The sequence below is a fragment of the Lacticaseibacillus suihuaensis genome (assembly GCF_054785075.1).
Map to the genome: position 1 here is coordinate 275,382 of NZ_BAAGBJ010000001.1, position 22,791 is coordinate 298,172.

Here is a 22,791-nt window from a genome sequence, read left to right on the forward strand (position 1 = left end):
TTTTCAGAAAGAAAGTCCCGCCTTCGCCCCTAGAATTTCCGTTTTTTCCTAGTGACGTTTAACGTCTTGCAGCACCGCGTTGCCGGAACCGATGAGCCGCTCAAGCCCGGCCAGCAGGTCGGCATCCGGCGTGACCCAGTAGCGCCGATCGAGCATCACGCTGTCGCGCGTCGCCGCCGCCACCGTGATCACCGGCACCTGGCTGCGACTGGATGAAAGCATTTTCAGCAAAGCGCGTTTCGCCGCTTGGTCAAGCGTCGGCGCGAGTCTCAAAAACAGCCGCTGGCTCGGCGTGGCCGCCACCGCGGCCGCGGCCGGTTCAATGGCGCTGGCCAAAAGCGCGATGCCGTCGCGCGACTCGGTTCGCCCCTTCACCAACACCACCGCATTGGCCTCAAGCGTCGCGATGGTCGGATACAGCTTGGGAAAAACGGTCACGGACAGCGTCCCACTGCCGTCTTGCCCATCGATGAAGGCCATTTCCTGTCCCTTCTTGGTGCGAATGCGCTTGATGCGTCGCACCACCAGCACCACCGCAACGTTTTGGTTTGCCTCAAGCGTCGCCGCCTGGCTCAGCGTCACGAAGGGCGCAAGCGCCTTGACGTAGCGATCCACCGGGTGGCCGGACAGGTAAACGCCGAGCACGGCGGCCTCTTGGTCCAGCCGCTCAGTGGCCGGCATTTCCGGTACTTGCACGAGCTTGGGCGCAAGCGCCGCGAACAGGCCGACGTCGTTGCCGGCCAGGCGAACCGAGTCGATCAGCTCCCCCAGATTGGCCTGAACCTGGGCGCGGTTGTCATCGAAGCGATCGAAGGCCCCGGCCTCAACGAACGGCGTGAAGGTCTCCGGCCGCAGCCACTTGGGGTCCAGCCGCTGCATCAGGTCGCGCAGGTCGGCAAAGGGCTTGGCGCCACGGGCGTCAAGAATCGCATCGACCAAGTCGCGCCGCACCCCTTGAAGCGACAGCAGCCCAAAGCGCAAGCCGGCGCCTTCCAGCCGAAACACCCGGCCCGAGCGGTTGATGTCCGGGCCCAGGACGGGGACCTTGCGCGACTTGAGTTCCTGCACGTACTGGCGCAGCTTGCCGGTGTTGGCGAGGTTGGCGTTCATCAAGGCGGCGTAAAAGGCCGTCGGGTAATGCACCTTGATGTAGGCCAGCCAAAAGGCGATTTTGGAATAGGCGACCGAGTGCGAGCGATTGAACCCGTACTGGGCGAACCGCTCGATGTAGGCGTAAACCGTTCGGGCGACGTCTTCCTCGTAGCCCTTTACCTTGGCGCCGGCCATGAACTTCACCCGTTCGGCCTCAATCACCGCCTGTTTCTTCTTGGACATCGCCCGGCGCAGCAGGTCGGCTTCGCCAAGCGACAGGCCGCCCATGACGCTGGCCACCTGCATCACCTGCTCCTGGTAGACCAAGACGCCGTAAGTGGGTTCTAGGATCGGTGCCAAGGCGGCCGCCGGGTAGGTAATCGGCTGCTGCCCGTTTTTCCTGGCGATGTAGGTGTCGATCTGCTCCATCGGCCCCGGCCGGTACAAGGCGTTGGTCGCAATCACGTCCTCAAAGCGGCTGGGCCGCATCCGCCGCAGCACCGCGCGAATGCCGTTGGACTCGAACTGAAACACCCCGGAGGTGTCCCCACGCGCGAAGAGGTGCAGCGTCTCTTGGTCGTCCAACGGAATTGCCTTGGGGTCGAAGGGCTTGCCGGTGAGCTTTTGAATGGTTCGCGCCGCGTTGGCCAAAAGCGTCAGGTTGCGCAGCCCCAAAAAATCCATTTTGAGCAGCCCCAGGGCCTCGACGTCCCCCATCGGCACCTGGGTCTGGGCGATGCCGTCGCCGCCGTCTTGCAGGGCAACGGTGTCGGTCAAAGGCTCCTCGGCCAGCACGATGCCGGCGGCGTGGGTCGAGTCGTGGCGCGGCAGCCCCTCAAGCGCCAGCGCGGTGGTGAAAAGCAGCCGGTTTTGTTCGGCATCGGCCACCAGGTTGCGCAGCGGCAGCGACTGCTGGTAGGCCGCCTTCAGGTCGATGTGAAACTGGTTGGGAATCGCCGCACTCCACTTGTTGGCGTCAAACTGGCTGAGCCCAAAGACCCGGGCGACGTCGCGCAGCGCCTGCTTGGCCCCAAACGTACCGAAGGTGATGATCTGCGCCATGTGGTCTTGTCCGTAGCGATCATGTACGTAGCGAATCAGCTCGCCGCGCCGGTTGTCCGGAATGTCCAGGTCGATGTCTGGCATGTTGGCCCGAGCCGGGTTCAAGAAGCGCTCGAACAGCAGGTTGTACTCGATGGGATCAACCTCGGTGATTGCCAAGGCGTAAGCCACCAGGGCCCCGGCCGCGGACCCTCGCCCGGGGCCGGTCATGATGCCAACCTCATGCGCGTGGTTCATCACGTCCCAGACCACTAGGAAGTAGTCGTCAAAGCCCATCTCGGAGATGACGCCCAGCTCGTAGTCCAGCCGCTTGCGGTAGGCGGCAGGGACCGCGGCTTGGGGGAAGCGCCGGACCAGCCCCGCGGTGGCCAGCCGCCTGAGGTAGGTCGACGCGGGTTCGCCGTTGGGCACCGGGTAGTGCGGCAGCTGCGGCTCGCGAAAGGCAATGGTCGCCTCGGCCCTGGTCACCAAGGCCGCCAGGTTGGCCAGCGCCTGCTGTTGCCCGGCCGCCTCGAACGGCGCCGCCGCCATGGCCGGCGGCATCAGCCAGTCGCCACCGGCGTCTTGCAGCGTCGGGTCACGAAAGTTCAGCTGGGTGCCGGCGGCGATCGCCTGCATCACCTTTTGCGTGAAGGCGTCGGCCGGGTCCTTGTAGCAGACGTGGCTCAGCGCCAGCAGCGGCAGGTCATGGGCCTTGGCAAAGGCCGGCAGTTCGGAGTCAAGCTGGGCGGCCTCAAGCCCCAGGTACAGGCTGGCCGGTCGCTTGGCCGCCAGCGCGGCAAACAGCGCGGCGGCCGGCTGATTCAGCGCCTGGAAGGCCTCACTTTGCAGGTAGACACCGGACACGATGGCGGCGATGCCGGTCAGGTCAGGCAGTGCGGCCAGGTTCGGCGGCGTCTGCGCCAGCTTGATAGCGCTGGACAGCCGCAGCAGCTGGTGGTACCCCGCCGTCGTCTCGGCAATCAGCACCGCCTGAGCATCGGGCAGCTCAAGCCGCATCCCCAACAGCGGCTTGAGCTTGGCCGCCTGGGCCTGACGGTAAAAATCGACCACCCCGTACATCACGTTGACATCGGTCAGCGCAACGGCGGAGAAGCCGCGTTCTTGGGCCGTCGCCACGATTTCCTTGACCGTGAGCGGCCCGTTGAGCAGCGTGAAGCTGCTTTGGACTTGTATGTGCGTGAACATCATTTCGCCACCTCAAGCCCATTATACCCGAACGACCCGCGCAACGCGAACAGGGGTTTGTGCCGGGCGACGGTTGCTTTTTGGCGGCGACGTGTTAAGATAACTTAGAAAAGAGGGATGACTATGCGCTATTTTGTTACCATCGTCTGGGGTGCCCTGCTCGGCGAGGTCGTCGGCTTCCTGGTCAGTGCGCTGGCCGGCAACACCTTTGATCCCAAGACAAGCCTGATCGTCGGTTTGGTTTTTGCAGTCCTGTTGTTCCTGCTACCACCGACCATGGCGTACTTCGATCCGGAAACCAGCAAAAGCAAAAAGGCGTAATCCAGCGGTTGCGCCTTTTTCATGCGTCGACAGACTAAAGACGGCGGCTACCCCCATCGGGCAACCGCCGTCTTTGCGTTACTTGGTGATGTAGACGTACAGGTCACTGGTCGAAAAACCGACGTTGAACTTGACGCCGTTGGAAGTGATCGTCGCGATGGTCGTCGCGCTGCCATCGGCGTCCTTGGTCGCCTGGTTGAACTTGCTCAACACCGTCTTGGCCTCGGCCCCGGTCGCGCTGGCCAAAAGCGCAAACTGGGTGCCAAACGCGGTTTGGGCCGCCTTGTCCTTCAGCGCCTTGAGCGGCACGATGTCGGTGATACCCAGCACCTGGCCGTCTTGAACGTTCATGCGAACCGTACCGCCGTTGCCCTTGAGGACCTGCTTGAGGCCCTCAACGCTTGCCGGTAGCTGCTCGTCTTTGGTCGCGACCTTGGCTCGCGCCATCGCGGCCGCGACGTTTTGGCGCTGGGTCTCCACCGCCGCCTGCTGGGTCGGCGTGAGCTTGGTCACATCGGTCTTCTTGGCGTCGGTGGCGGCCTTCAGCTGCTTTTGAATGTCTTTGGGCAGGGCGGTGGCGATCACCGCCTGGTTGTAGGCCTTTTGAATCTTCTGGTAGTCACCCAGCACCTTGGCGGCGTGAATCGTCACCTTGTGGGTCAGGTCGCCGGCCTTCAGCGTCACGGTTTGCTCACTTGCCGTCATCGGCACGGTAATCACGAAGGCGTCGCTGTTAACCTTGGCCGAGCCGGGCTTGACCGAACCGCTGTAACGCACGGTGTTGGCCCCCTTGGCCTCCCCTTTGATCACCGCCACCATGCCGCTTTGCTTGTAGCTGGTTTTGGTGGTGGTCAGCGTTTTGCCGCAGCCGGCCAGCACAAGTGTTGCCATCGCCGCGGCCCCGAGCACTGCGAGTTTGGAAAAATGTGTCATCGAGATCCATCCTTTGGTATTGAGTTGTCCTTACCGTAACAAGTCGCGGCCCAAAACACAACCGCAAAGTGACTGGCTGTCACATCAGCCGATCACGCGGAAATTCCCATCGGCCACCGCGTCAATCACCGGGTGGTCGCGCAGGTAGTCGGCGATTAGCTCAGTCATGTCCTTTTGGTTCTCCCGCACGACCTTGCTGGCGTCAAACATCGCAAAGTCCCCGCCGCCGGCCGCGCGGTACTGGTTGACCGTCACCTCAAGCACCTGGCTTGGCGTGACCGGCTGGCCGTGGTAGGCCAGCTCGGTGACCCGACTGCCGACGGGCTTGGTGATGTCTAGCGTGTAGTCGACGCCGTGGTACATGTCGTAGTTGTAGTGCTGAGGCTTGGGCGAGGCGAAGCGCTCGGTGACCGCCAGCTTGCCATCGACCAGGCTGAAGTACTCGGCGTCTTGCTCAAGCGCCGCCTTGAGGTCGGCGCCGCTCAGCGCGACGACCGCCAAGGTGTTCGGGTAGATGTAGTTGGTGACCACGTCGCGCATGGTGATTTGGCTGCCAAAACCGCGGCCCTCGTTGTTGAACAAGGCGGTCCCGGCGATGTCGGTGCCGGTGGCGGCCATCTGCACCCGGTTGATCAGCTCAATGTAAGGATGCTCGTGGACCCGCGCCGCGAAGGGATCGGTGATGGTCATATCGCCGCGGACTTGCCCAAGCGGCGCGTCCAGCCAGTCCTCAACCGCCGCGCTGGTGGAAGCGACGCTGTGCAACACCGCCGGGTCGGCCGCGGCCGAAGCCGTCGCCGCCAGACTCGCTTGGCCACCGGTGACCGTCCAGCCGCCGTCGGGCTTGGCAACCAGCGTCAGCGTAATCACGCCGACATCCGCCCCGCGGTAGCCGGGCTGTGTCGTCGCCACCCCGTTGACCACTCCGGCCAGCTCGCGGTGCTGGTGACCGGTGACCAAGGCGTCGACGCCGGGCACCTGGGTCAGCGCGTAACCGACGTTCTCGCCGGTCAAGGGCTCGGTCGGCTCGCCGGTTTCAAGATCGCGCTCGAACCCGCCGTGGTAGGCAATCACCACGACGTCCGCCAGCGCCCGCAGTTTTGGTACCCAGGCCTTGGCCACGCTCACCGCGTCGTGGAAGGTCAGGTCGTGAATGTTGGCGGCCCCTTCCCAGTGCGGAATGTAGCTGGTGGTTAGCCCCAGCACCGCGATCTTGACACCGGCCTTTTCGAACAGCCGGTAAGGCTGCCCGAACGCCGGCTCGCCGTGATCCAAAATGTTGGCGCAAAGAATCGGGTAGTCAAGTGTCGCCACCGCTTGGGCCAGGTAGTCGCGGCCGTAGTTGAACTCGTGGTTGCCCAGTACCCCGGCGTCGTAGCCGACCGTGTTGTAAGCCGCCGTTTCAAGCGCCGGTTGGGCCTTCACCCGCGCGGCGTAGTAGGCCAAGGGTGATCCCTGCACGAAGTCGCCGTTTTCGATGGTCAACACGTGGCCTTGGGCCTGGGCCTTGAGCCGGTCGATCACGGTTTTGGCCTTGCTCAGTGAGAACGGCAGGTCGAGGTTGCGCTGCACGTAGTTGCTCGGGGTGATGAAGCCGTGGGTGTCGCTGGTTGAAAGTATGGTCAGTTGCATGTTAGTCCTTCTTTTTTGTGGGTTGGGCCGGGGTCACCATCGCGGTCATCGCCTCGACCAGCATTTTTTGCAGCACGGCGTTGATGGCCAGGTAGACCATCGCGCTTTGGACGTTGGTGGTGTCTTGGCGGTTGACCTTGTTGATCAAGACCTCGCCGGTGAAATCGGAGTTCACCTGCTGCACGGCGCCGATGAACGCGAGGATGAAGGCGTCAAAGGCCTGCTGTTTCTCGCGCCCCTGCAGCTGGTAGTCGATGCCGGCGGCGATGGTGTCCAGCGCAAACACCGGCTTGAGCATCGCAATCACCAGGATGTTGGCCAGCTGGCCGCGGTGGTACTTCTTCTTCAAGGGGCTGGTGATCACCCCTTTTTTGACGTAGTTGTTCACCATCGTCGCGGTCAGCTCGTCCAGCCCCAGCGGCGTGACGATGTCGTTGACGTACTGCACCACTTGGTCCATGTACAGGTCGAACTGCGGCAGGTCGGCCCAGCGCGGCAGGCTGGCTTGGCGCAGCCGGTTCAGGTACGCGGCAAAATTTTTCTCTTCTGGCATAGTGACCTCCTTGAGCCCTGATACTCTCAGTATACCACGAGAGCTGGTTGTGAAAACGATGTGCCACGTGTTCGGCGCAAACAAATAGCCCTGTGCATGCACAGAGCCATCTGGGTTACGCGTTAGCGTCTGACTTCTTGTTGACCACTTGGGCGCCTTTGTAGAAGCCCTTTGGAGAAACATGGTGAGAAACGCGGTATTCGCCGGTCGTTGCGTCGAATTGCAGGTTAGGCACATTCAACTTGATGTGACCGCGGCGCATACGCTTCTTGGTTTTTGAAGTTCTGCGTGCTGGAACTGCCATGAGCGGAAAACCCCTTTGTATTAGATTTCTTTTCTACTATACCGGACATCTGAGAAATTGCAAGGCAAAATCCCTGTCCGATGCCTTGGGTAGCGGACTACCACAGCACCACCTATCTTACTAGAAAGTGGCCGTCAAGGCAAGACCTTAACAGCAAATTTTCGCCGTGGCGCGGTTTGACGGGATTTTGCCGGTATCACCACCGGCCAATCCGGCACCTACTCGCTAGCCTTGTCACTTGTGAAGGTCAGGGCCCCGTCTTTGACGCCGACGGTCACCGTGCTTTGCGGCAGCACCTTGCCGGCAATCAGCTCCCGGGCCAGCGGCGTTTCCACGGCCGTGGTGATCAGCCGCTGCAGCGGCCGGGCCCCGTAAGCTGGCTGGTAGCCCTTATGTGCCAGCCACTCCTGGGCCGCCGGCGTGACAGCCAGCGTGATGTCTTGAGCCGCCAGGCGGCTGCCCAGCTGGGCGAGGTCCTTGACCGCAATTTTTTCGACGTCGGCCAAAGTCAGCGGGTCGAACATCACGATGTCGTCGACGCGGTTGAGGAATTCCGGCTTGAAGTGGCCGCGAATCAGCTGCATCACCTGGTCGCGAACCCCGGATTCGATGTGGCCAGCATCGGCCGCACCGTCGAGCATCAGCTCGGAGCCGAGGTTGGAGGTCATGATGATGATGGTGTTTTTGAAGTCCACCGTGCGGCCCTGGCTGTCGGTCAGCCGGCCGTCGTCCAGCACCTGCAACAGGATGTTGAAGACATCCGGGTGGGCCTTTTCGATTTCATCCAGCAGCACGATGGTGTAGGGGTTACGCCGCACCGCCTCGGTCAGCTGACCGCCTTCCTCGTAGCCGACGTAGCCCGGCGCCGCACCGACCAGGCGCGACACCGAGATCTTGTCCATGTACTCGGACATGTCGATGCGAACCATGTGCTTTTCCGAGTCGAACAAGGCGTCGGCCAGTGCCTTGGCCAGCTCGGTCTTCCCCACCCCGGTTGGGCCGAGGAACATGAAGCTACCCAGCGGTCGGCTGGGGTCCTGCAGCCCGGCCCGAGAGCGCAGCACCGCGTCGGCGACCGCAGCGACCGCGGTGTCTTGGCCGATCACGCGCTGGTGCAGGTGCTCGGCCAGGTGCAGCAGCTTCTCGCGGTCGCCTTCGACCAACTTGGCCACCGGAATACCGGTTTGCCGCGAGATCACCGCGGCGATTTCGTTCTCGGTCACGGATTCTTGAACCAACCACTCGTCGGGGCGGTCGGCCTGCTCCATGTCCTTGAGCTCCTTTTCAAGCGCCGGAATGGTGCCATGCTGAAGCCGAGCGGCCGCCTCCAGGTCGTATTTGGCCTGGGCGTCTTCCAGCTCGTGCTTGGCCTTGTCAATCTCCGCCTTCTTGTCATTGACGGCGGTGATGTCGGCCTTTTCCGCCGCCCATTGCGCCTTGAGCCTGTTGGTCTCCTCCTTGAGATCGGCCAGCTCCGCCTGCAGCTGGGTCAGGCGCTTTTGAGACGCCGCGTCGCTTTCCTTGCTCAGGGCCTGAGCCTCGATTTCAAGCTGCATCTGGCGCCTTTCGGCCACGTCCAGTTCCGTCGGGCGGGAGTTCATCTCCACGTTGATGTTGGCACTGGCCTCATCGACCAGGTCGATCGCCTTGTCCGGCAGGAACCGGTCGGTGATGTAGCGGTTGGACAAGGTTGCCGCGGCGACCAAGGCCGAGTCGTGAATCCGGACGCCGTGGAAAATCTCGAAGCGTTCCTTCAAACCGCGCAGGATCGAAATGGTGTCTTCCACCGTCGGCTCCTGGACCAGTACCCGCTGGAAGCGCCGCTCCAGCGCCTTGTCTTTCTCGATGTTTTCGCGGTACTCGTCCAGCGTGGTCGCGCCGATCAAGTGCAGCTCGCCTCGCGCCAGCATCGGCTTGAGCAGGTTGCCGGCGTCCATCGCGCCTTCGGCCTTGCCGGCGCCGACGATGGTGTGAATCTCGTCGATGAACAAGATGATCTGCCCCTCAGACGCTTTGACCTCCTTGAGCACGGCCTTGAGCCGCTCCTCGAACTCACCGCGGTACTTGGCACCGGCCAAGAGGCTGCCCATGTCCAGGCTGATGATGGTCTTATTCTTCAGGTTGTCCGGCACGTCCTGACGCACGATGCGCTGGGCCAGCCCCTCGACGATCGCCGTTTTGCCGACACCGGGCTCACCGATCAACACCGGGTTGTTCTTGGTCTTGCGCGACAGGATGCGAATGACGTTGCGAATCTCCTCGTCGCGGCCGATGATCGGATCCATCTTGCCGGTTCGCGCCTCTTTGACCAGGTCGGAGCCGTACTTTTTGAGGCTTTGGTAATTGTTCTCCGCGGTTTTGCTGGTGACCTTCGCGCCGCCGCGAACCTTGTTCACCGCGGCGGTCAGCTTCTTGGCGGTCAGCCCGGATTCCGTCAGGTACTGGGTGATCGGCAGGTACTGCTGGTCAAAAAGCGCGAGTAACACGGCCTCGGTGGCGATGTAGGTGTCGCCTAGCTTCTCTTGGACCTTACCGGCGTCTTGCAGCAGCTGGTACAAGGTCGAGCTGAGCGATTGACCGTAGCTGGTCGCCCCTTCCACCACTGGCAGGTCGTCTAGGGCCTTGTCGATCGCTGCGTTCAGCCCGTCGAGGTTGACCCCGGCGTCTTTGAACAAGGTGCTGGCAAACGCGTTGGGCTGCACCAGCGCCTTCATCAGGTGGGCCACATCGATTTCCTGGTGGTGCCGCACCGCCGCAATCTGCTGGGCTGAGGCCAGCGCCTCACTGACGGCCTGGGTTAAGTTATCTGGATTCATGTTCATCCTCCTTTGGCATCGCAACCGCGGCCAGTGGCCGCCGATTGTCTGGGCTACCCCTTCATGATACGCGGTTGAAGGGCGTCGCCGCTACAGGGACATCTTACCAAGAAGGCATTGGTCAGTAAAGGTCAAAACAAGTTCGACGGCAAAAATCGGTCGCAGGGCGGAGCCGCCAGTCGCCTTGACGCGCGGCACCGGCGCGAAGCGGCCGCCAACGCGTCAGCCCCGCCTGCTCCATCCGTCCGTGTGGGACCGCGCCGCTTTGGATCCACCACCGCGGTCGCGCTGCCAAAAAAGCCCCGCCGATGCGGGGCTTTCTCACAGCAATCCAGGCCTTCGTTACTTGGTGCCTGGGGCCGGCCGATTGGCACTGTCTGACGCAACCACGCCTGCGGCCAGCTGGCGCCGCAGGTCCTCGATCTCCGCGTCCTTGTCCTTAGTGGCTGCGGCCACCTGGGCCTTCACGTCGGCCTCAAGCGCCTGGTTGGTTTTGGTCAGCGCCGCCATTTCCTTTTTGGTCTTGGCAAGGCTTGCGGTCGACACCAGAAGCGTGACCAAGGCGCCGAGCAGAAGCGACACGACGATCACGACGATCAGCGGCCACTTGAAAGCGGCACCGAAAAAGTTGACGGCCACCGGCTGGCCGTTCAGCAGGGCAAAGATGATCACGATCAGGGCAATCACCAGTCCGACGATTAAGCGTTGTTGATTTTTCATTCAATTCGCCTACTTTCGGTTGAATAAACCGCCGGCCAGCCAATCGCCGACGTGCGGGGCAAGCGTGTAGAAGTTGGCGGCCAGGCTCATCACCGCCGGCGCGTTAATCTCGCGAACCGGATGGTTGAAGGCCCGAACGATTCGCGCGGCCAGCCGGTCGGGATCCAGCACGATCCAGTTGACCTTCGCTAGGTAGGCGTTGGCCTGGGCGACGTCGAAGAACGCGGTGTCGATCGGCCCCGGGCAGACGGTGGTCACCCGAACGCCGAACGGCCGCAGCTCCAGGCGCAGCCCGTTGGAGTAGCCGACCACCGCAAACTTCGTGGCGGAGTACACCGCGGACTTCGGCGTCGCCATTTTGCCGGCCATGCTGGCGATGTTGACGATGTGGCCGCGGCGGCGTTCGATCATCCCCCGCCCGATCAGCTGCGTCATGTACATCGTGCCCAGCACGTTGACGCGCATCATGTGCTCGACCAACCCCATGTCCGTCGCCAAGGCGTCCTCGAAGTGCCCGAACCCCGCGGCGTTCACCAGCACGTCAACCGGCCCCACCTCCCGGGCGATGCGGTTGACCACGGCCTCGATGCTGACCGGGTCGGCCACGTCGCAGACGTAGGCGTAGGCCGGCTGGCCGGACAGCGCGGTGGCCTGGGCCTGGGCCGCCACCAGCCGGTCGCGCCGCCGGGCGAGGAACACCACGGTGGCGCCGCGCTTAGCGGCGGCGAGCCCGATGGCGCGACCCAGGCCGCTGGAGCCGCCGGTGACGACGACGATCTGATTCAACAAGCTGAACATGTCAAGACTCCTTTTCAAAGGGGATGTCAATGGTCTCCAGGTCGCGAACGACATGGGTCTGCAAAAAGACGCGCTGCGCGGTTTTTTGAAGCTGCTGGGCGGCCTGGCCGACGTACCTAGCGGAAATGTGGTTCAAAAGCAGGCGCCCGACGCCGGCGGCCTTGGCCATTTTGGCGGCCTGCAGGTTGGTGGTGTGGTAGTACTGCCGCGCCAGCTGGCTCTCATCCGGGCCAAAGGTCGCCTCGTGGACCATCACGGTGGCACCCTTGGCCAGTGCCACCGTCGCCTGGGTCATGCGCGTGTCACCGAAAATCGCGACGGTGCGGCCAGGCTGGGCGGGGCCGATGAAGTCGGTGCCGGCAAAGGTGCGGCCGTCCGGCAACGTGACGGTTTGTCCCGCCTTGAGCTTGCCGTAAAGCGGGCCGTTGGGAATGCCGGCCGCTCGCACCTTGTCGATCAGCAGCTCGCCGGGATGCGGCAACTCCTCGACCCGAAAGCCGAAGCTCGCCACCCGGTGGCTGAGGGCGGCGAAGCTGACCCGGAAGGTCGCGTCCTCGAGAATCGGTCCCGGCGTTTCCAGCAGCACGAAGTTCAACTTGTACGGCAGCCTGGTCTGGGTGACCTGGAGGCTGGTGCGAACGAACCGCTCGATGCCGGCGGGGCCGTAAATGGTCAGCGGTTCCTCACCGCCTTGGTTGGCCCGGCTGGCCAAAAAGCCTGGCAGGCCGAAAATGTGGTCGCCGTGCAGGTGGGTGATGAAGATCTTGGTCACCTTGCGCGGCCGAATGTTGGTTTTCAGAATCTGGTGCTGGGTTCCCTCCCCGCAGTCAAACAGCCAGACCTCGTTGCGCTCGTCCAAAAGCTTGAGGGCCAGACTCGACACGTTGCGGGTCTTGGAGGGCGAACCTGCCCCGGTTCCTAAGAATAATAGTTCCATTGACTTCTTCCTATCTATGCACCGCGGTGCGAACTACTCATTAGTTTACCACAAACAACCGCGGGATTGCGCAGCCCTGCGCAAAGAAGCGAGGCGCTGTCGCGCCTCGCTTCCGAGCCTCAGTCGGTTGTTTTCAGATGCGCCATGATTTCCTTGGTCACAAAGGCGACGTAGTACTTGGCGCCTTCGGGGTTCGGGTGAACCAGGTCGTTGTAAAACCAGCTGCGGTGGTCTTTGCAGTAGCGCTGCCAGTCGATGACGGTCAGGTTCGCGTAGCGCTTGGTCGCGGCCTGCAGGGTCGCGTTGACCGTGTTTTGCCACGGCCTGGTCGGCACGTGAACGTTGATCCAAAACACCTGGCGCTGGCTGCCGATGGCCGCCATCATCTCCCCCATCTGGGCGGTGGTGAACGGGCCGTTGGTGCCAAGCCCGATCACCACCGTGTTGGCCAACGCACCGCTTTGGGCGTATTGCTTGACGATGTCCACGCTCTTGTACAGCTGGCGGGACACGCTGGCGTCGATGAAGGACTTAGGCATCAGCTTTTGCAGCGTCGGCTTGGCGTCAAGCATCACCGAGTCCCCGACCGCCGTCAGCGTGACGCTCTGCGCCTTGGTCAACGCATCTTGGCTGATGCCGTACTTGACGAAGTCGCCGTTGACGCCGGGCTTGGCCGGCGCCTGGTTGCTTGAAGCCTTGCTGCTGCTTGAAGCCTTGCTGCTGGTGGACTGACTGCTGCTTGAGGCCTTGCTGCTGCTTGAGGCTTTTTTGTCGCTGGCCGCCTTTTTCGCGGCTGCCACGCGCTTGCGGGCCTCGGCCAGCTCCTTTTGCTGTTGGGCCTTGTCGGTTGCGTTGGCCCGCAGCTTCTTGGCCACCGCCGATTCGTTGGCCGTGTCCTTGACCCCAGGCGCCATGATCAACCCGACGGTGCCAAGCGCCAGAATCAGCGCGGCCACGCCGCAAACAATGCGGGTGCGGCGCAGCGCCACCTTGGGGTTGACCAGCGCCTTGATGCTGCCCCACAGGTGGCGGTAGTCCAGATGCGCCAGCGGCTGCTCGATGAAGCGGTACGAGAGCTCCGAGATGACCAGAATCAGCAGCACCTCAAGCACCGGGTACAGCACCGGGTGGTCGGCGATGTTCCTGAAGCCATTTTCCCAAAAAATCATCACGGGAAACTGGTACAGGTAGATGCCGTAGCTGCGCGAGCCGACCCAGTGAAACACCGGGTTGCTCAACAGCCGCCCCCAGAGGGTGGCCGGCGAGGCGACCACCGCGATTAACAGCACCGTCGCCAAGGTGAAGCCGAACATCCCGCCGAGGTAAAGCGTGCGGCCATCCGCGTCCAGGCTGAGCATCCCCCAGACCATTACGGCCGCCGCCGCGGTCCCGATCAGGTCAAGCGCCAGCGCGGCGCGGCGGTTGAGGTGCCGCGCCAGGCGGGTCGAGGGCCAAACGAAGGCCAGGGCCGCGCCGAGCATCAGGCCGAACAGCCGGGTGTCGGAGCCGTAATACAGCCGGCTGGGATCGCCAGTCGGGTGCAGCAGCGCCAGAATGGCCATCCACACCCCGCTCAAGGCCGCGATGCCCAGCGTGATCTGGAAGCGCCGCTCGGGCTTTTTCACCAGCTTGATCAAAAGCAGAAACGCCAGTGGCCACAGCAGGTAGAACTGGCCCTCGATCGACAGCGTCCACAGGTGCGTGAACGGCGACTCGTTGTTGGCGAACCGCGCGAAGTACGACTGGCCGTTGAAAATCTGCCACCAGTTGTAGGTGAAGGTCAGGTTGGCCAGCACGATTTTGTGAAAATTCAGCAGCAGATCCCGGGAAAACAGCACCATCCACGCCCCGGTGCCGAACAGCACCGCGACCAGCGCCGGGTACAGCCGCTTGGCGCGACGGGCCCAAAAACTCGGCAGCGCCAGCCCCTCACCAGCGTCGTTGTGGCGAATGAAGCCGTCGGTGATCAGGTAACCGGAAATCGCCAGGAAGATGAGCACCCCCAGGTACCCACCGCGAAACAGCTCGGGCCGCAGGTGATACAAGATGACGCCGATCACCCCGATCGTCCGCAGCCCGTCGAATCCCCCAATGTAGCGATGTTTTGCCTTCGCCATGTGGTCGCCTCCCACTCCTTGTCCCAACTATTCGACGAATTCGAAGGTGAAGTCGTCGATGGCCACCAGGTCGCCGGTTTGGGCGCCGGCCTCCCGCAGCGCGTCGTCGACGCCGATGCTGCGCAGCTGACGGGCGAAGCGAATCGCGCCGTCGTCGTGGTCCAGGTTGGCCATCTTGAACAGCCGCTCGACCTTCTCGCCGCTGAGGATGAAGGTGCCATCCGCATCGCGGGTGACCTCAAGCTCGGTTGACTTAGGGGCGAACTGGTAAGTCGCGTTGGCCAGGGCCCGGGACTTCGGGGTGAAGACCGGCGCGGTGGCCAAGGCCGCCGCGGTGTCTTGCATCAAGGCGGCCACGCCGTCGTGGGTGATGCTTGAAATCGCGTAAATCTGCGCCGGTTGCACCCCTTCTGCGATCAGCGCCGCCTTGAATGCGGCGAAGCGCTCGGCGGCGCCCGGCACGTCCATCTTGGTGGCGACCACCAGCTGCGGCCGGCTCAAAATGGTGTCGTCGTAGGTCTCAAGCTCGCTTCTGATCTGGTGGTAATCGGTCAGCGGGTCGCGCCCGTTGTCCGGATCCATCTCGACCAGGTGCAAAATCACGCGGGTGCGTTCGACGTGGCGCAGGAACTGGAACCCAAGCCCCACGCCGGTGCTGGCGCCTTCAATCAGCCCGGGCAGATCCGCCATGACGAAGTCCGAGCCGTCTGGCAGCTGCACCATGCCGAGGTTCGGGACCAGGGTTGTGAACTGATAGGCCGCAATTTTGGGCTTGGCCTTGGTGACCACCGACAACAGCGTCGACTTGCCGACAGACGGGAAGCCAACCAGGCCGACGTCGGCCAGCACCTTGAGCTCCAGCGTGACGAAGCGGTGCTGACCTGGCTCGCCGTTCTCCGCGATTTCAGGCGCGGTGTTTTTCGGGGAGACGAAGTGCATGTTGCCGCGACCGCCGCGGCCGCCACGAGCCACCACCAGGGTGGCACCGGGTTCGGTCAGGTCGCCGACCTGCTCGTGGGTGTCGGCGTCAAACACGGTGGTCCCGGCTGGCACCGCGAGTCGCACGTCTTCGGCACCGCGGCCGTACATCTGCTTGCCCTGCCCGTTGCCGCCGGCCTTGGCCTTGAAGTGGCGCTGGTAGCGAAAGTCCATCAGGGTCCGAAGCCCCGGGTCGACGTAAAAAATGATGGAGCCGCCCTTGCCGCCGTCGCCACCGGCCGGGCCGCCGAACGGAACGAATTTTTCATGCCGGAACGCGACCATTCCGTCGCCGCCCTTGCCGGCTTGCACCTCTACTGTGACTTGATCGACAAACATAATGTCCTCCTGCCTTTGTAACGTAATCTACCTATTATATTGATTTGCGCTGAAAACCGCAATGCAAACGCCGCTCTCATTATAACAATTTTTGCCCGGCCGTGCCGCGGAATCGGCTCCGGTCGTAGCGTTCGCTCTAGAAAGCGTTTTAATCCGGTGCAATGTCATTTTGCCCTTTTGCTCGCCGCGGGATTAGCTTATGATTTAGCATGACGCTTTGTTTGAGCCACCGAAGGAGACACCATGAGCAATCACCGCCTGCGCTATTTTTGGGAAATCATCACCATGCTAACCATCTGCGTCTTTGCTTGGCTGGCGCTTTCGCCGCAAACCGCAACGACCGCCCACTACCGCCTCGACGCCGGGCGCATCACCTACGACGGCCGCGTCTTGAAGGGGCAGTTCTCGGGCCGAGGCACCCTGCGCTTTCAAAACGGCGACCGCTACGTCGGCCACTTCAAGGCCGGGCGCTTCGACGGTCGCGGCCGCTTCACCTCACACGCCGGCTGGCGCTTCGTCGGCCACTTCAAGGCCGGTCAGGTGACCGGCACCGGCAGCCTGACAACCGCACAACACACCTATCGGGGGACGTTCAAGAATGGTCAATTCACACGCACACAAGCACCTTCGGATTAACTGGTTCAGCCTGGTTCGCATCACCGGGCTGCTGCTGGTGCTCACCTACCATTTCTTCCCCCACGCCCTGGCCGGCGGCTTCATCGGCGTTGACGTGTTCTTCACCTTCTCGGGTTTTCTGATCACCAGCCTGATGATCGACGAATTCGCCAGCAGCCAGGCCTTCGACCTGCTGGGCTTTTACCGACGCCGCTTCTACCGGATTGTGCCGCCCCTGGTGCTTGCGGTGCTGGTGGTGATTCCCTTCACCGCCTTGGTCAGCCCGGACGTCATCACGGGCCTGGGTCGGCAGGTGGCCGCCGCCTTAGGTTTTGTCACCAATTACTTTGAAATTGCGACCGGCGGCAGCTACGAGACCAAGTTCATTCCCCACCTGTTCATCCACACCTGGTCGTTGGCCGTCGAGATGCATTTTTACCTGGTGTGGGGCGCCTTCGTCTTCCTGCTCACCCGCTTCATTCGCCGCATCGGCGGCCGGCCCAGCGCGATGACCGTGTCGCTGCGCATGGGCCTGGCGCTGTTCGCCCTGGCCTTCGGTGGCGCCAGCGCGGTGCTGATGAACCTTCGGGCCCAGGGGCTGAGCGAGTACTCGCCGGTCTATTTCTCAAGCCTGACCCACGCCTTTCCGTTCTTCGTCGGGGCGATGCTTGCCACCCTGACCGGCATCGCCAACCGCCCCTACTGGTTCGAGGCCTGGGGGCGGCGCATTCACGCCGTGCCGGCCGCCTTCATGATGCTGGTCGGCGCCTTAGGCCTGCTTGCGCTTGGGCTTTGGCTGCGCTTTGACGCGCTTGGCACCTACCAATACGGCATGCTCTTGGCCGCCGGGCTGGCGGTCTTGATGATCGTCGGCGCCAGGCTCTTGCACGAGGCGCTCGCCGGCCACCGCGAGCCTTGGCTAGTCACGTTTTTGGCTGACACCTCGTACAGCATGTACCTCTACCACTGGCCGCTCTTCGTGGTCTTCTCCCGCCTGCTGCCGACCTGGCAAGCCGCGCTTTTGACCGTCGGCTTGGGGCTGGTGTTTTCTAGCCTTTCCTATTACGTGGTCGAGCCCGTGCTCGCCGGCCGCCCGGCCAAGCTCGGCCCGATTCGACTTCCCGGTCGCTACTTGGGCCTGCCGATCGGGGCGTTGGCCCTGGCGCTAGCTGGTGTGGCCGTGACCACCGTGCGGTTGGCGCCGGTTCGCTCCCAGCTTGAGCAAAGCCTGTGGGTGGGTAGTCTGTACCAGGACCGCGATCAGCTGGCCGACGCCAAGGCCCAGATTCTGGCCGTCAGCGCCCCCAAGCCCAAGGCGGCGCCGGCGACGCCGGTCAAGCCGACCGTCACCGACTACCGCGCCTACAACCACCACAGCCAGGCCGCCCAAAACAACATCCCGGCAGGCGTCTCGATCATCGGAGACTCGGTGACCTTGGGGACCCGCGAGTACCTCGGGGCCCATGTCGCAGGGGCCAGCATCGACGCGGCCGGCGATCGCACGATGAACCTGGCCTACGCGGTGATGATGGCGCAACAAAAGGCCAATGCGCTGCGCGAGTTCGTCGTGATCTGCATCGGCACCAACGCCTTGGACGATTACGCCACCCAGATTGCCAAGGTGATCAAGGACCTCGCCCCGGGGCACAAGCTGATTTTCATGACGCCGTACAACCGCGAGGCCGGCCCGACCTGGAATTCCACCAAGGTCGGCGAGCTCGAGCGCAAGCTGCCGGCCAAGTACGACTGGATCACCATCGCCGACTGGGAGCAGGTCGCCGGCAAGCACCCGGAGCTGTTCGCCGGCACCGATGGCGTTCACTTCGCCGGGCGGCGCCAAGGCGACATCCTTTACGCCCAGCTGGTGAACACGACCCTGATTCAGGCGGCCAAGCAGCCGGCCAAACCCTGACGCACGACCGAGGCAGCCCCCGTGGCTGCCTTTTTGCGTGGTCGCACCGCGACCGGACGGCTGCGCGGCGATGACGGGTTCTGACCAGCCACGTAATTTTTTGAACGTTTTTGAACGATTTTGCTTGCACGTGACGGGTTGTGGCGTATAATGAGCCTTGCGAGGTGATGGAAATGCTTACAGAAGAGCGGCAACGCTTCATCAAAGACTGCCTGACGCAGCAGGCGGTGGTCAAATCCAAGGAACTGATGACCGCGCTTCAGGCCTCCGAATCAACCATTCGCCGCGACCTGGCGGAGCTCGAGGCCGCCGGTGCCTTGCGCCGGATTCACGGCGGCGCCGAGCGGCTGGCCGAGAACGTGACGGAGGCCAGCGTCCAGGAGAAGGCCGGCCAGGCGCTGATTGAAAAGCGCCTGATCGCCCAGGCGGCGGTTGCGCTGATTGCGCCACACAGCACCATTTTCCTGGACGCCGGCACCACCACGGCGCAGCTGATTCCCTTGCTGCCGCCGCTGGAGGTGACCGTGGTCACCTCGGGCGTCGACAACGCCAGTCAGCTGGCCGACTTCGGGGTCTCGGCCCTGATGCCCGGCGGCCGCATCAAGGCGGCCACCAAGGCCACCGTCGGCGCCGGCACCGTGGCGGCGTTGGCCGACATGCACTTCGACCTCGCCTTCCTCGGCACCAATGGCGTTCACCCCAAGTACGGGCTCACCACCCCGGACGCCGAGGAGGCGAAGGTCAAGCAAACCGCCATCGCCCAAGCCAAAAGCACCATCATCTTGGCCGACCCCGCCAAGTTCGGTCAGGTGAGCTTCGCCAAGTTCGCGAAGCTGAGCGACAATCGCATCCTGACCACGCGGCTATCGGCCCTTGCCCCTTATTACGCAGATTACCCCAACATTAAGGAGGTCCCCCTTTGATCTACACGATCACTTTGAATCCCTCTATCGACTATGTCGTCACGCTGGATACGCTTGACCTCGGCCTGGTGAACCGCCTGAGCTCGGCCACCAAGCTGCCCGGCGGCAAAGGCATCAACGTCAGCCGCATCCTCAAGGAACTGAACCAGCCGACCACGGCGCTGGGCTTTGTCGGCGGCTTCACCGGTCAGTTCATTCAGGCCCAGCTCAAACACCGCGAACTGGCCTGCGCCTTCACCCCCATCGCGGCAGACACCCGCATCAACGTGAAGCTCAAGGCCCAGCAGGAAACCGAGCTCAACGCCCCCGGGCCGACGATTGCCCCCGAGGAAGTCGCAGCCTTTCGCGCCAACCTGCAGGCCAGCCTGAAGCCAGGCGACGTGGTGGTGATGGCCGGCAGCCTCCCCAACGACCTGCCCGAGACGTTCTACCGCGACCTGATTCCCATGATTCAGGCCGCCAAAGCCGAGTTCGTCATCGACACCACCGGCCAAGCGCTTTTGGACACGCTGGCGGATCACCCGCTGGTGGTCAAGCCCAACCACCACGAGCTGGCCGCGCTGTTCGGCGACGCCGAGTACACTAGCCTGCAAGACATCGTCACCGCCGGCCGCCGGCTGCTAGATTTAGGGGCCCAGCACGTGCTGGTCTCCATGGCCGGTCAGGGAGCGCTGATGATCACACCGACCACGGCCTACCACGGCAACGTCGCCAAGGCCCCCGTGGTCAACTCGGTCGGTGCCGGCGACTCGATGCTGGCCGGCTTCACCGGGACGCTGGCCACCGGCGGCGACGCCCTGGAGGCCTTCAAGTGGGGCCTCGCCTGCGGCAGCGCCACCGCCTTTTCCAAGGACTTGGCCGACCGGGCGACCATCGATCAGGTTTATCACACGATTGAAATGGAGGAAGTCTAAGCATGGACATTAAGGACCTACTGCTCAAAAACGTCATGATCATGGACCTCAAGGCCACGACCAAAGAAGCGGCGATCGACGAAATGGTCGCCAAGTACGCCAAGGAAGGCATCATCACCGACGCCGATCTGTACCGCGGCGATATTCTCAAGCGCGAGGCGGAATCCACCACCGGCATCGGGGAAGGCATCGCGATGCCCCACGCCAAGGACAGCGCCGTGACCCGGGCCACCGTGCTGTTCGCCAAGAGCGAAGCCGGCGTCGACTTCGCCTCACTGGACGGCCAGCCGGTCAACCTGTTCTTCATGATCGCCGCCCCAGAAGGCGCCAACAACACGCATTTGGCGGCCCTGGCCGCCTTATCCTCGCTGTTGATCGACCCAAAGCTCGTCACCGCCTTGAAGGGTGCGAAGACGCCGGATGACGTGCTGCAACTGTTCGGGGAGGCCCAGGCGGCCAAGGAGGCCAAAGACAAGGCCGACGAAGCGGCCCAGGCGGCTAAGGAAGCCGCCCGCAACGCGGCGGCCACTCAAGCGGCCCGGCCGTTCGTCGTCGCCGTCACCGCCTGCCCGACCGGCATCGCCCACACCTACATGGCCGAGGCGGCCCTGAAGGAGCAGGCCGAAAAAATGGGCGTCGACATCAAGGTCGAAACCAACGGCTCCGAAGGCGTCAAGCACAAGCTGACCGCCCAAGACATCGCCCAGGCGTCAGGGGTCATCATCGCCGCCGATAAGAAGGTCGACATGCCGCGCTTTGACGGCAAGCCGCTTTTGAACCGTCCGGTGATCGACGGCATCAAAAAGCCCGAAGAGCTGATCTCAAAGGCCGTGGCGGCCGACGCGCCGATTTACCACGCCGCGGCCAGCGCCGCCCCGGCCGCCGAAGAGGCCGACCAAAAGAGCCTCTGGAGCCGGATCTACCAAGACCTGATGAACGGGGTCTCCAACATGCTGCCCTTCGTGGTCGGCGGCGGGATCATCATGGCGCTGTCGTTCATCTTCGAGAACGTGTTCGGCGCCAAGTCGATGGCCTTCACCTTCACCAACAACCTGGGCAACTATGCCTTCAGCTTCCTGGTACCGGTTCTGGCCGCCTACATCGCGGTGTCGATCGGTGATCGCCCGGCGCTGATGCCCGGCTTCGTCGCCGGCTACATGGCCACCATCGCCAGCGCGTCGGTAGTTCACGCCCAAAACCCGGCCGGCTTCATCGGCGGGCTGGCCGCCGGCTTCATCGCCGGCTGGCTGATTGTCGGGCTCAAGCGCCTGTTTGCCGGCATGCCGCACTCGCTGGACGGCCTCAAGACCATTCTGGTCTACCCGGTGATCGGCCTGGCCCTGATGGGATTGATTATGTTCTTCGTCGTCAACCCGATCTTCGCCGCGATTAACGGCGCCTTGATCAGCTTCTTGGAGAACATGGGCACCGGCAACGCCATCCTGGTCGGCGTGATTCTTGCGGCCATGATGAGCATCGACATGGGCGGCCCCTTCAACAAGGCGGCCTACACCTTCGCCATCGGCATTTACCAAGCCAGCAACTTCACTGACGGCCGCTGGATGGCCGCGGTCATGATCGGCGGCATGATTCCGCCTTTGGCCATCGCGTTGGCCTCGACCTTCTTCCCGCAAAAGTTCACCAAGACCGAACGCAACTCCGGCCTGTCTAACTACGTGCTGGGTCTGACCTTCATCACGGAAGGCGCGATTCCCTTCGCCGCCACCGATCCCCTGCACGTCATCGGCAGCTCCGTCATCGGCTCGGCGATTGCCGGCGGCCTGACTCAGCTGTTCAAGGTTAACGTGCCGGCCCCGCACGGCGGCATCGTCGCCTTGGCCCTGACCGACCAAAAGCTCGGCTTCATCGTCAGCTTGGTGGTCGGCGCCGTCATCGCCGGGGTGATCCTCGGCCTCTGGCGGCCGGTTGCCAAGGAAGACTGACCAACTGACAATCCCGGCGGCTCGCCGGGATTTTTTGGTGGCACCGCCGCCTTGGCCGGCCGGGTCACCGCAAGCGACCACCCCGGCATGACCGCGAGCCATTTTACTGTTCACATTCCCCGCAAAGCGGGTATACTGGTATGGAAACTCACTGAAGGGAGCATCGCCTCTTGGATCCGATTCGTTACGAAAAGCTGGCCGACCACACCGAGGCCGGCCGCAAGTACTTCATTGAACACTGGCTGTCAGACACCCTGATCGTCTCGGCCGGCGACTACCACTTCGACGACCTGAACGGCCTGATTGCCCTGGAAGGCGACACCGTCGTCGGGCTGATCACCTACGCCGTTCACGGCAACGCGATGGCGGTGGTCAGCCTCAACAGCGTCAGAAACGGTCGCGGCGTCGGCAAGCACCTGCTCCACATGGCCGAAAACCGCGCCAAGATGCTGGGGCTGACCGTGATGGACGTCTCCGTCATGAACGACAACCTGCAGGCGCTGGGGTTCTTCCAGCGCCAGGGCTACCGCCTCAACAAGATCCTCCGCGGCTCCGTCGACATCGCTCGGCAGCGCAAGCCCGAGATTCCAAGCCTCGGCAGCAACGACATCCCGCTGCACGACGAGGTGCTGATGGCCAAGCGCCTGGTGCTGCCGCGAACGGAAGCCCCGGCCCAGCCCGAGAACTGAGCCAC

18 protein-coding genes are annotated in these 22,791 nt (G+C 63.1%); 7 read left to right on the top strand and 11 right to left on the bottom strand.

Annotation, left to right across the window (positions count from 1 at the left end):
* Window positions 1-48 precede the first annotated feature (48 nt).
* Window positions 49-3,345: a DNA polymerase III subunit alpha gene (locus ACYVRZ_RS01235; protein ID WP_461224100.1), complete on the bottom strand. Its 3,297-nt coding sequence runs from the start codon at window positions 3,343-3,345 to the stop codon at window positions 49-51.
* Between the two features lie 120 nt (window positions 3,346-3,465).
* On the opposite strand from ACYVRZ_RS01235, the gene ACYVRZ_RS01240 reads away from it, so the two are divergent.
* A complete protein-coding gene (locus ACYVRZ_RS01240) occupies window positions 3,466-3,663 on the top strand; it encodes a YjzD family protein (protein WP_262314558.1) in 198 nt (65 codons plus the stop codon).
* Window positions 3,664-3,741: 78 nt separating this feature from the next.
* On the opposite strand, the gene ACYVRZ_RS01245 is transcribed toward ACYVRZ_RS01240, so the two are convergent.
* From ACYVRZ_RS01245 to obgE, 10 genes are all read right to left on the bottom strand, one after another.
* Window positions 3,742-4,596 carry a hypothetical protein gene (locus ACYVRZ_RS01245; protein ID WP_461224102.1) on the bottom strand — a complete coding sequence of 285 codons (855 nt, stop codon included), beginning with the start codon at window positions 4,594-4,596 and terminating at the stop codon, window positions 3,742-3,744.
* 84 nt (window positions 4,597-4,680) lie between these two features.
* A complete protein-coding gene (locus tag ACYVRZ_RS01250) occupies window positions 4,681-6,228 on the bottom strand; it encodes a bifunctional metallophosphatase/5'-nucleotidase (RefSeq protein WP_461224104.1) in 1,548 nt (515 codons plus the stop codon).
* 1 nt (window position 6,229) lies between these two features.
* Window positions 6,230-6,781, bottom strand: a complete 552-nt coding sequence (locus tag ACYVRZ_RS01255; RefSeq protein WP_262314555.1) for a DUF1836 domain-containing protein — start codon at window positions 6,779-6,781, stop codon at window positions 6,230-6,232.
* Between the two features lie 115 nt (window positions 6,782-6,896).
* Window positions 6,897-7,085, bottom strand: coding sequence for a 50S ribosomal protein L32 (gene rpmF / locus ACYVRZ_RS01260; protein WP_225047309.1), 189 nt, complete (start codon window positions 7,083-7,085; stop codon window positions 6,897-6,899).
* 218 nt (window positions 7,086-7,303) lie between these two features.
* The gene (gene clpB / locus ACYVRZ_RS01265; RefSeq protein ID WP_461224106.1) at window positions 7,304-9,901 is read right to left on the bottom strand and encodes an ATP-dependent chaperone ClpB; all 2,598 of its coding nucleotides are present in this window, start codon (window positions 9,899-9,901) and stop codon (window positions 7,304-7,306) included.
* A gap of 342 nt (window positions 9,902-10,243) precedes the next feature.
* Window positions 10,244-10,621: a LapA family protein gene (locus ACYVRZ_RS01270; protein WP_461224108.1), complete on the bottom strand. Its 378-nt coding sequence runs from the start codon at window positions 10,619-10,621 to the stop codon at window positions 10,244-10,246.
* Window positions 10,622-10,630: 9 nt separating this feature from the next.
* On the bottom strand, window positions 10,631-11,419 hold the full coding sequence (locus ACYVRZ_RS01275) for an SDR family NAD(P)-dependent oxidoreductase (protein WP_461224110.1): 789 nt from the start codon (window positions 11,417-11,419) through the stop codon (window positions 10,631-10,633).
* A gap of 1 nt (window position 11,420) precedes the next feature.
* Complete coding sequence (gene rnz, locus ACYVRZ_RS01280; protein WP_461224112.1) at window positions 11,421-12,356, bottom strand: ribonuclease Z; 936 nt, start codon at window positions 12,354-12,356, stop codon at window positions 11,421-11,423.
* A 119-nt stretch (window positions 12,357-12,475) separates the two neighbouring features.
* Entirely contained in the window at window positions 12,476-14,473 is a 1,998-nt protein-coding gene (locus ACYVRZ_RS01285; RefSeq protein WP_461224114.1) for an acyltransferase family protein, read from the bottom strand.
* A 27-nt stretch (window positions 14,474-14,500) separates the two neighbouring features.
* Window positions 14,501-15,790, bottom strand: coding sequence for a GTPase ObgE (gene obgE, locus ACYVRZ_RS01290; RefSeq protein ID WP_461224116.1), 1,290 nt, complete (start codon window positions 15,788-15,790; stop codon window positions 14,501-14,503).
* Between the two features lie 243 nt (window positions 15,791-16,033).
* Between obgE and ACYVRZ_RS01295 the strand changes: the two genes are divergently transcribed.
* The 6 genes from ACYVRZ_RS01295 to ACYVRZ_RS01320 all read left to right on the top strand — a co-directional run bounded on the left by ACYVRZ_RS01295 (window position 16,034) and on the right by ACYVRZ_RS01320 (window position 22,786).
* Window positions 16,034-16,426, top strand: a complete 393-nt coding sequence (locus ACYVRZ_RS01295; RefSeq protein ID WP_461224118.1) for a hypothetical protein — start codon at window positions 16,034-16,036, stop codon at window positions 16,424-16,426.
* Window positions 16,389-18,317, top strand: a complete 1,929-nt coding sequence (locus ACYVRZ_RS01300; protein ID WP_461224120.1) for an acyltransferase family protein — start codon at window positions 16,389-16,391, stop codon at window positions 18,315-18,317. Before ACYVRZ_RS01295 ends, ACYVRZ_RS01300 begins: the two co-directional genes overlap by 38 nt.
* A 173-nt stretch (window positions 18,318-18,490) precedes the next feature.
* Window positions 18,491-19,240 (top strand): DeoR/GlpR family DNA-binding transcription regulator, encoded by a 750-nt coding sequence (locus tag ACYVRZ_RS01305; RefSeq protein ID WP_461224121.1) that lies wholly within the window; start codon window positions 18,491-18,493, stop codon window positions 19,238-19,240.
* A complete protein-coding gene (gene pfkB, locus ACYVRZ_RS01310; protein WP_461224123.1) occupies window positions 19,237-20,154 on the top strand; it encodes a 1-phosphofructokinase in 918 nt (305 codons plus the stop codon). The genes ACYVRZ_RS01305 and pfkB overlap by 4 nt, the downstream gene beginning before the upstream one ends.
* 2 nt (window positions 20,155-20,156) lie before the next feature.
* Window positions 20,157-22,097, top strand: a complete 1,941-nt coding sequence (locus ACYVRZ_RS01315) for a PTS fructose transporter subunit IIABC (RefSeq protein ID WP_461224124.1) — start codon at window positions 20,157-20,159, stop codon at window positions 22,095-22,097.
* A gap of 170 nt (window positions 22,098-22,267) precedes the next feature.
* Window positions 22,268-22,786 (top strand): GNAT family N-acetyltransferase, encoded by a 519-nt coding sequence (locus ACYVRZ_RS01320; protein WP_461224126.1) that lies wholly within the window; start codon window positions 22,268-22,270, stop codon window positions 22,784-22,786.
* The last annotated feature ends 5 nt before the right edge of the window (window positions 22,787-22,791 follow it).

What these genes read in the sequence shown, in the direction of transcription:
- ACYVRZ_RS01315 (WP_461224124.1), top strand. Translation starts at nt 20,157, where the DNA reads ATGGACATTAAGGACCTACTGCTCAAAAACGTCATGATCATGGACCTC.
- ACYVRZ_RS01285 (WP_461224114.1), bottom strand. Translation starts at nt 14,473, where the DNA reads ATGGCGAAGGCAAAACATCGCTACATTGGGGGATTCGACGGGCTGCGG.
- ACYVRZ_RS01250 (WP_461224104.1), bottom strand. Translation starts at nt 6,228, where the DNA reads ATGCAACTGACCATACTTTCAACCAGCGACACCCACGGCTTCATCACC.
- ACYVRZ_RS01245 (WP_461224102.1), bottom strand. Translation starts at nt 4,596, where the DNA reads ATGACACATTTTTCCAAACTCGCAGTGCTCGGGGCCGCGGCGATGGCA.
- ACYVRZ_RS01240 (WP_262314558.1), top strand. Translation starts at nt 3,466, where the DNA reads ATGCGCTATTTTGTTACCATCGTCTGGGGTGCCCTGCTCGGCGAGGTC.
- obgE (WP_461224116.1), bottom strand. Translation starts at nt 15,790, where the DNA reads ATGTTTGTCGATCAAGTCACAGTAGAGGTGCAAGCCGGCAAGGGCGGC.
- ACYVRZ_RS01270 (WP_461224108.1), bottom strand. Translation starts at nt 10,621, where the DNA reads ATGAAAAATCAACAACGCTTAATCGTCGGACTGGTGATTGCCCTGATC.
- clpB (WP_461224106.1), bottom strand. Translation starts at nt 9,901, where the DNA reads ATGAATCCAGATAACTTAACCCAGGCCGTCAGTGAGGCGCTGGCCTCA.
- ACYVRZ_RS01305 (WP_461224121.1), top strand. Translation starts at nt 18,491, where the DNA reads ATGCTTACAGAAGAGCGGCAACGCTTCATCAAAGACTGCCTGACGCAG.
- rnz (WP_461224112.1), bottom strand. Translation starts at nt 12,356, where the DNA reads ATGGAACTATTATTCTTAGGAACCGGGGCAGGTTCGCCCTCCAAGACC.
- ACYVRZ_RS01235 (WP_461224100.1), bottom strand. Translation starts at nt 3,345, where the DNA reads ATGATGTTCACGCACATACAAGTCCAAAGCAGCTTCACGCTGCTCAAC.
- ACYVRZ_RS01295 (WP_461224118.1), top strand. Translation starts at nt 16,034, where the DNA reads ATGAGCAATCACCGCCTGCGCTATTTTTGGGAAATCATCACCATGCTA.
- ACYVRZ_RS01275 (WP_461224110.1), bottom strand. Translation starts at nt 11,419, where the DNA reads ATGTTCAGCTTGTTGAATCAGATCGTCGTCGTCACCGGCGGCTCCAGC.
- ACYVRZ_RS01300 (WP_461224120.1), top strand. Translation starts at nt 16,389, where the DNA reads ATGGTCAATTCACACGCACACAAGCACCTTCGGATTAACTGGTTCAGC.
- ACYVRZ_RS01255 (WP_262314555.1), bottom strand. Translation starts at nt 6,781, where the DNA reads ATGCCAGAAGAGAAAAATTTTGCCGCGTACCTGAACCGGCTGCGCCAA.
- rpmF (WP_225047309.1), bottom strand. Translation starts at nt 7,085, where the DNA reads ATGGCAGTTCCAGCACGCAGAACTTCAAAAACCAAGAAGCGTATGCGC.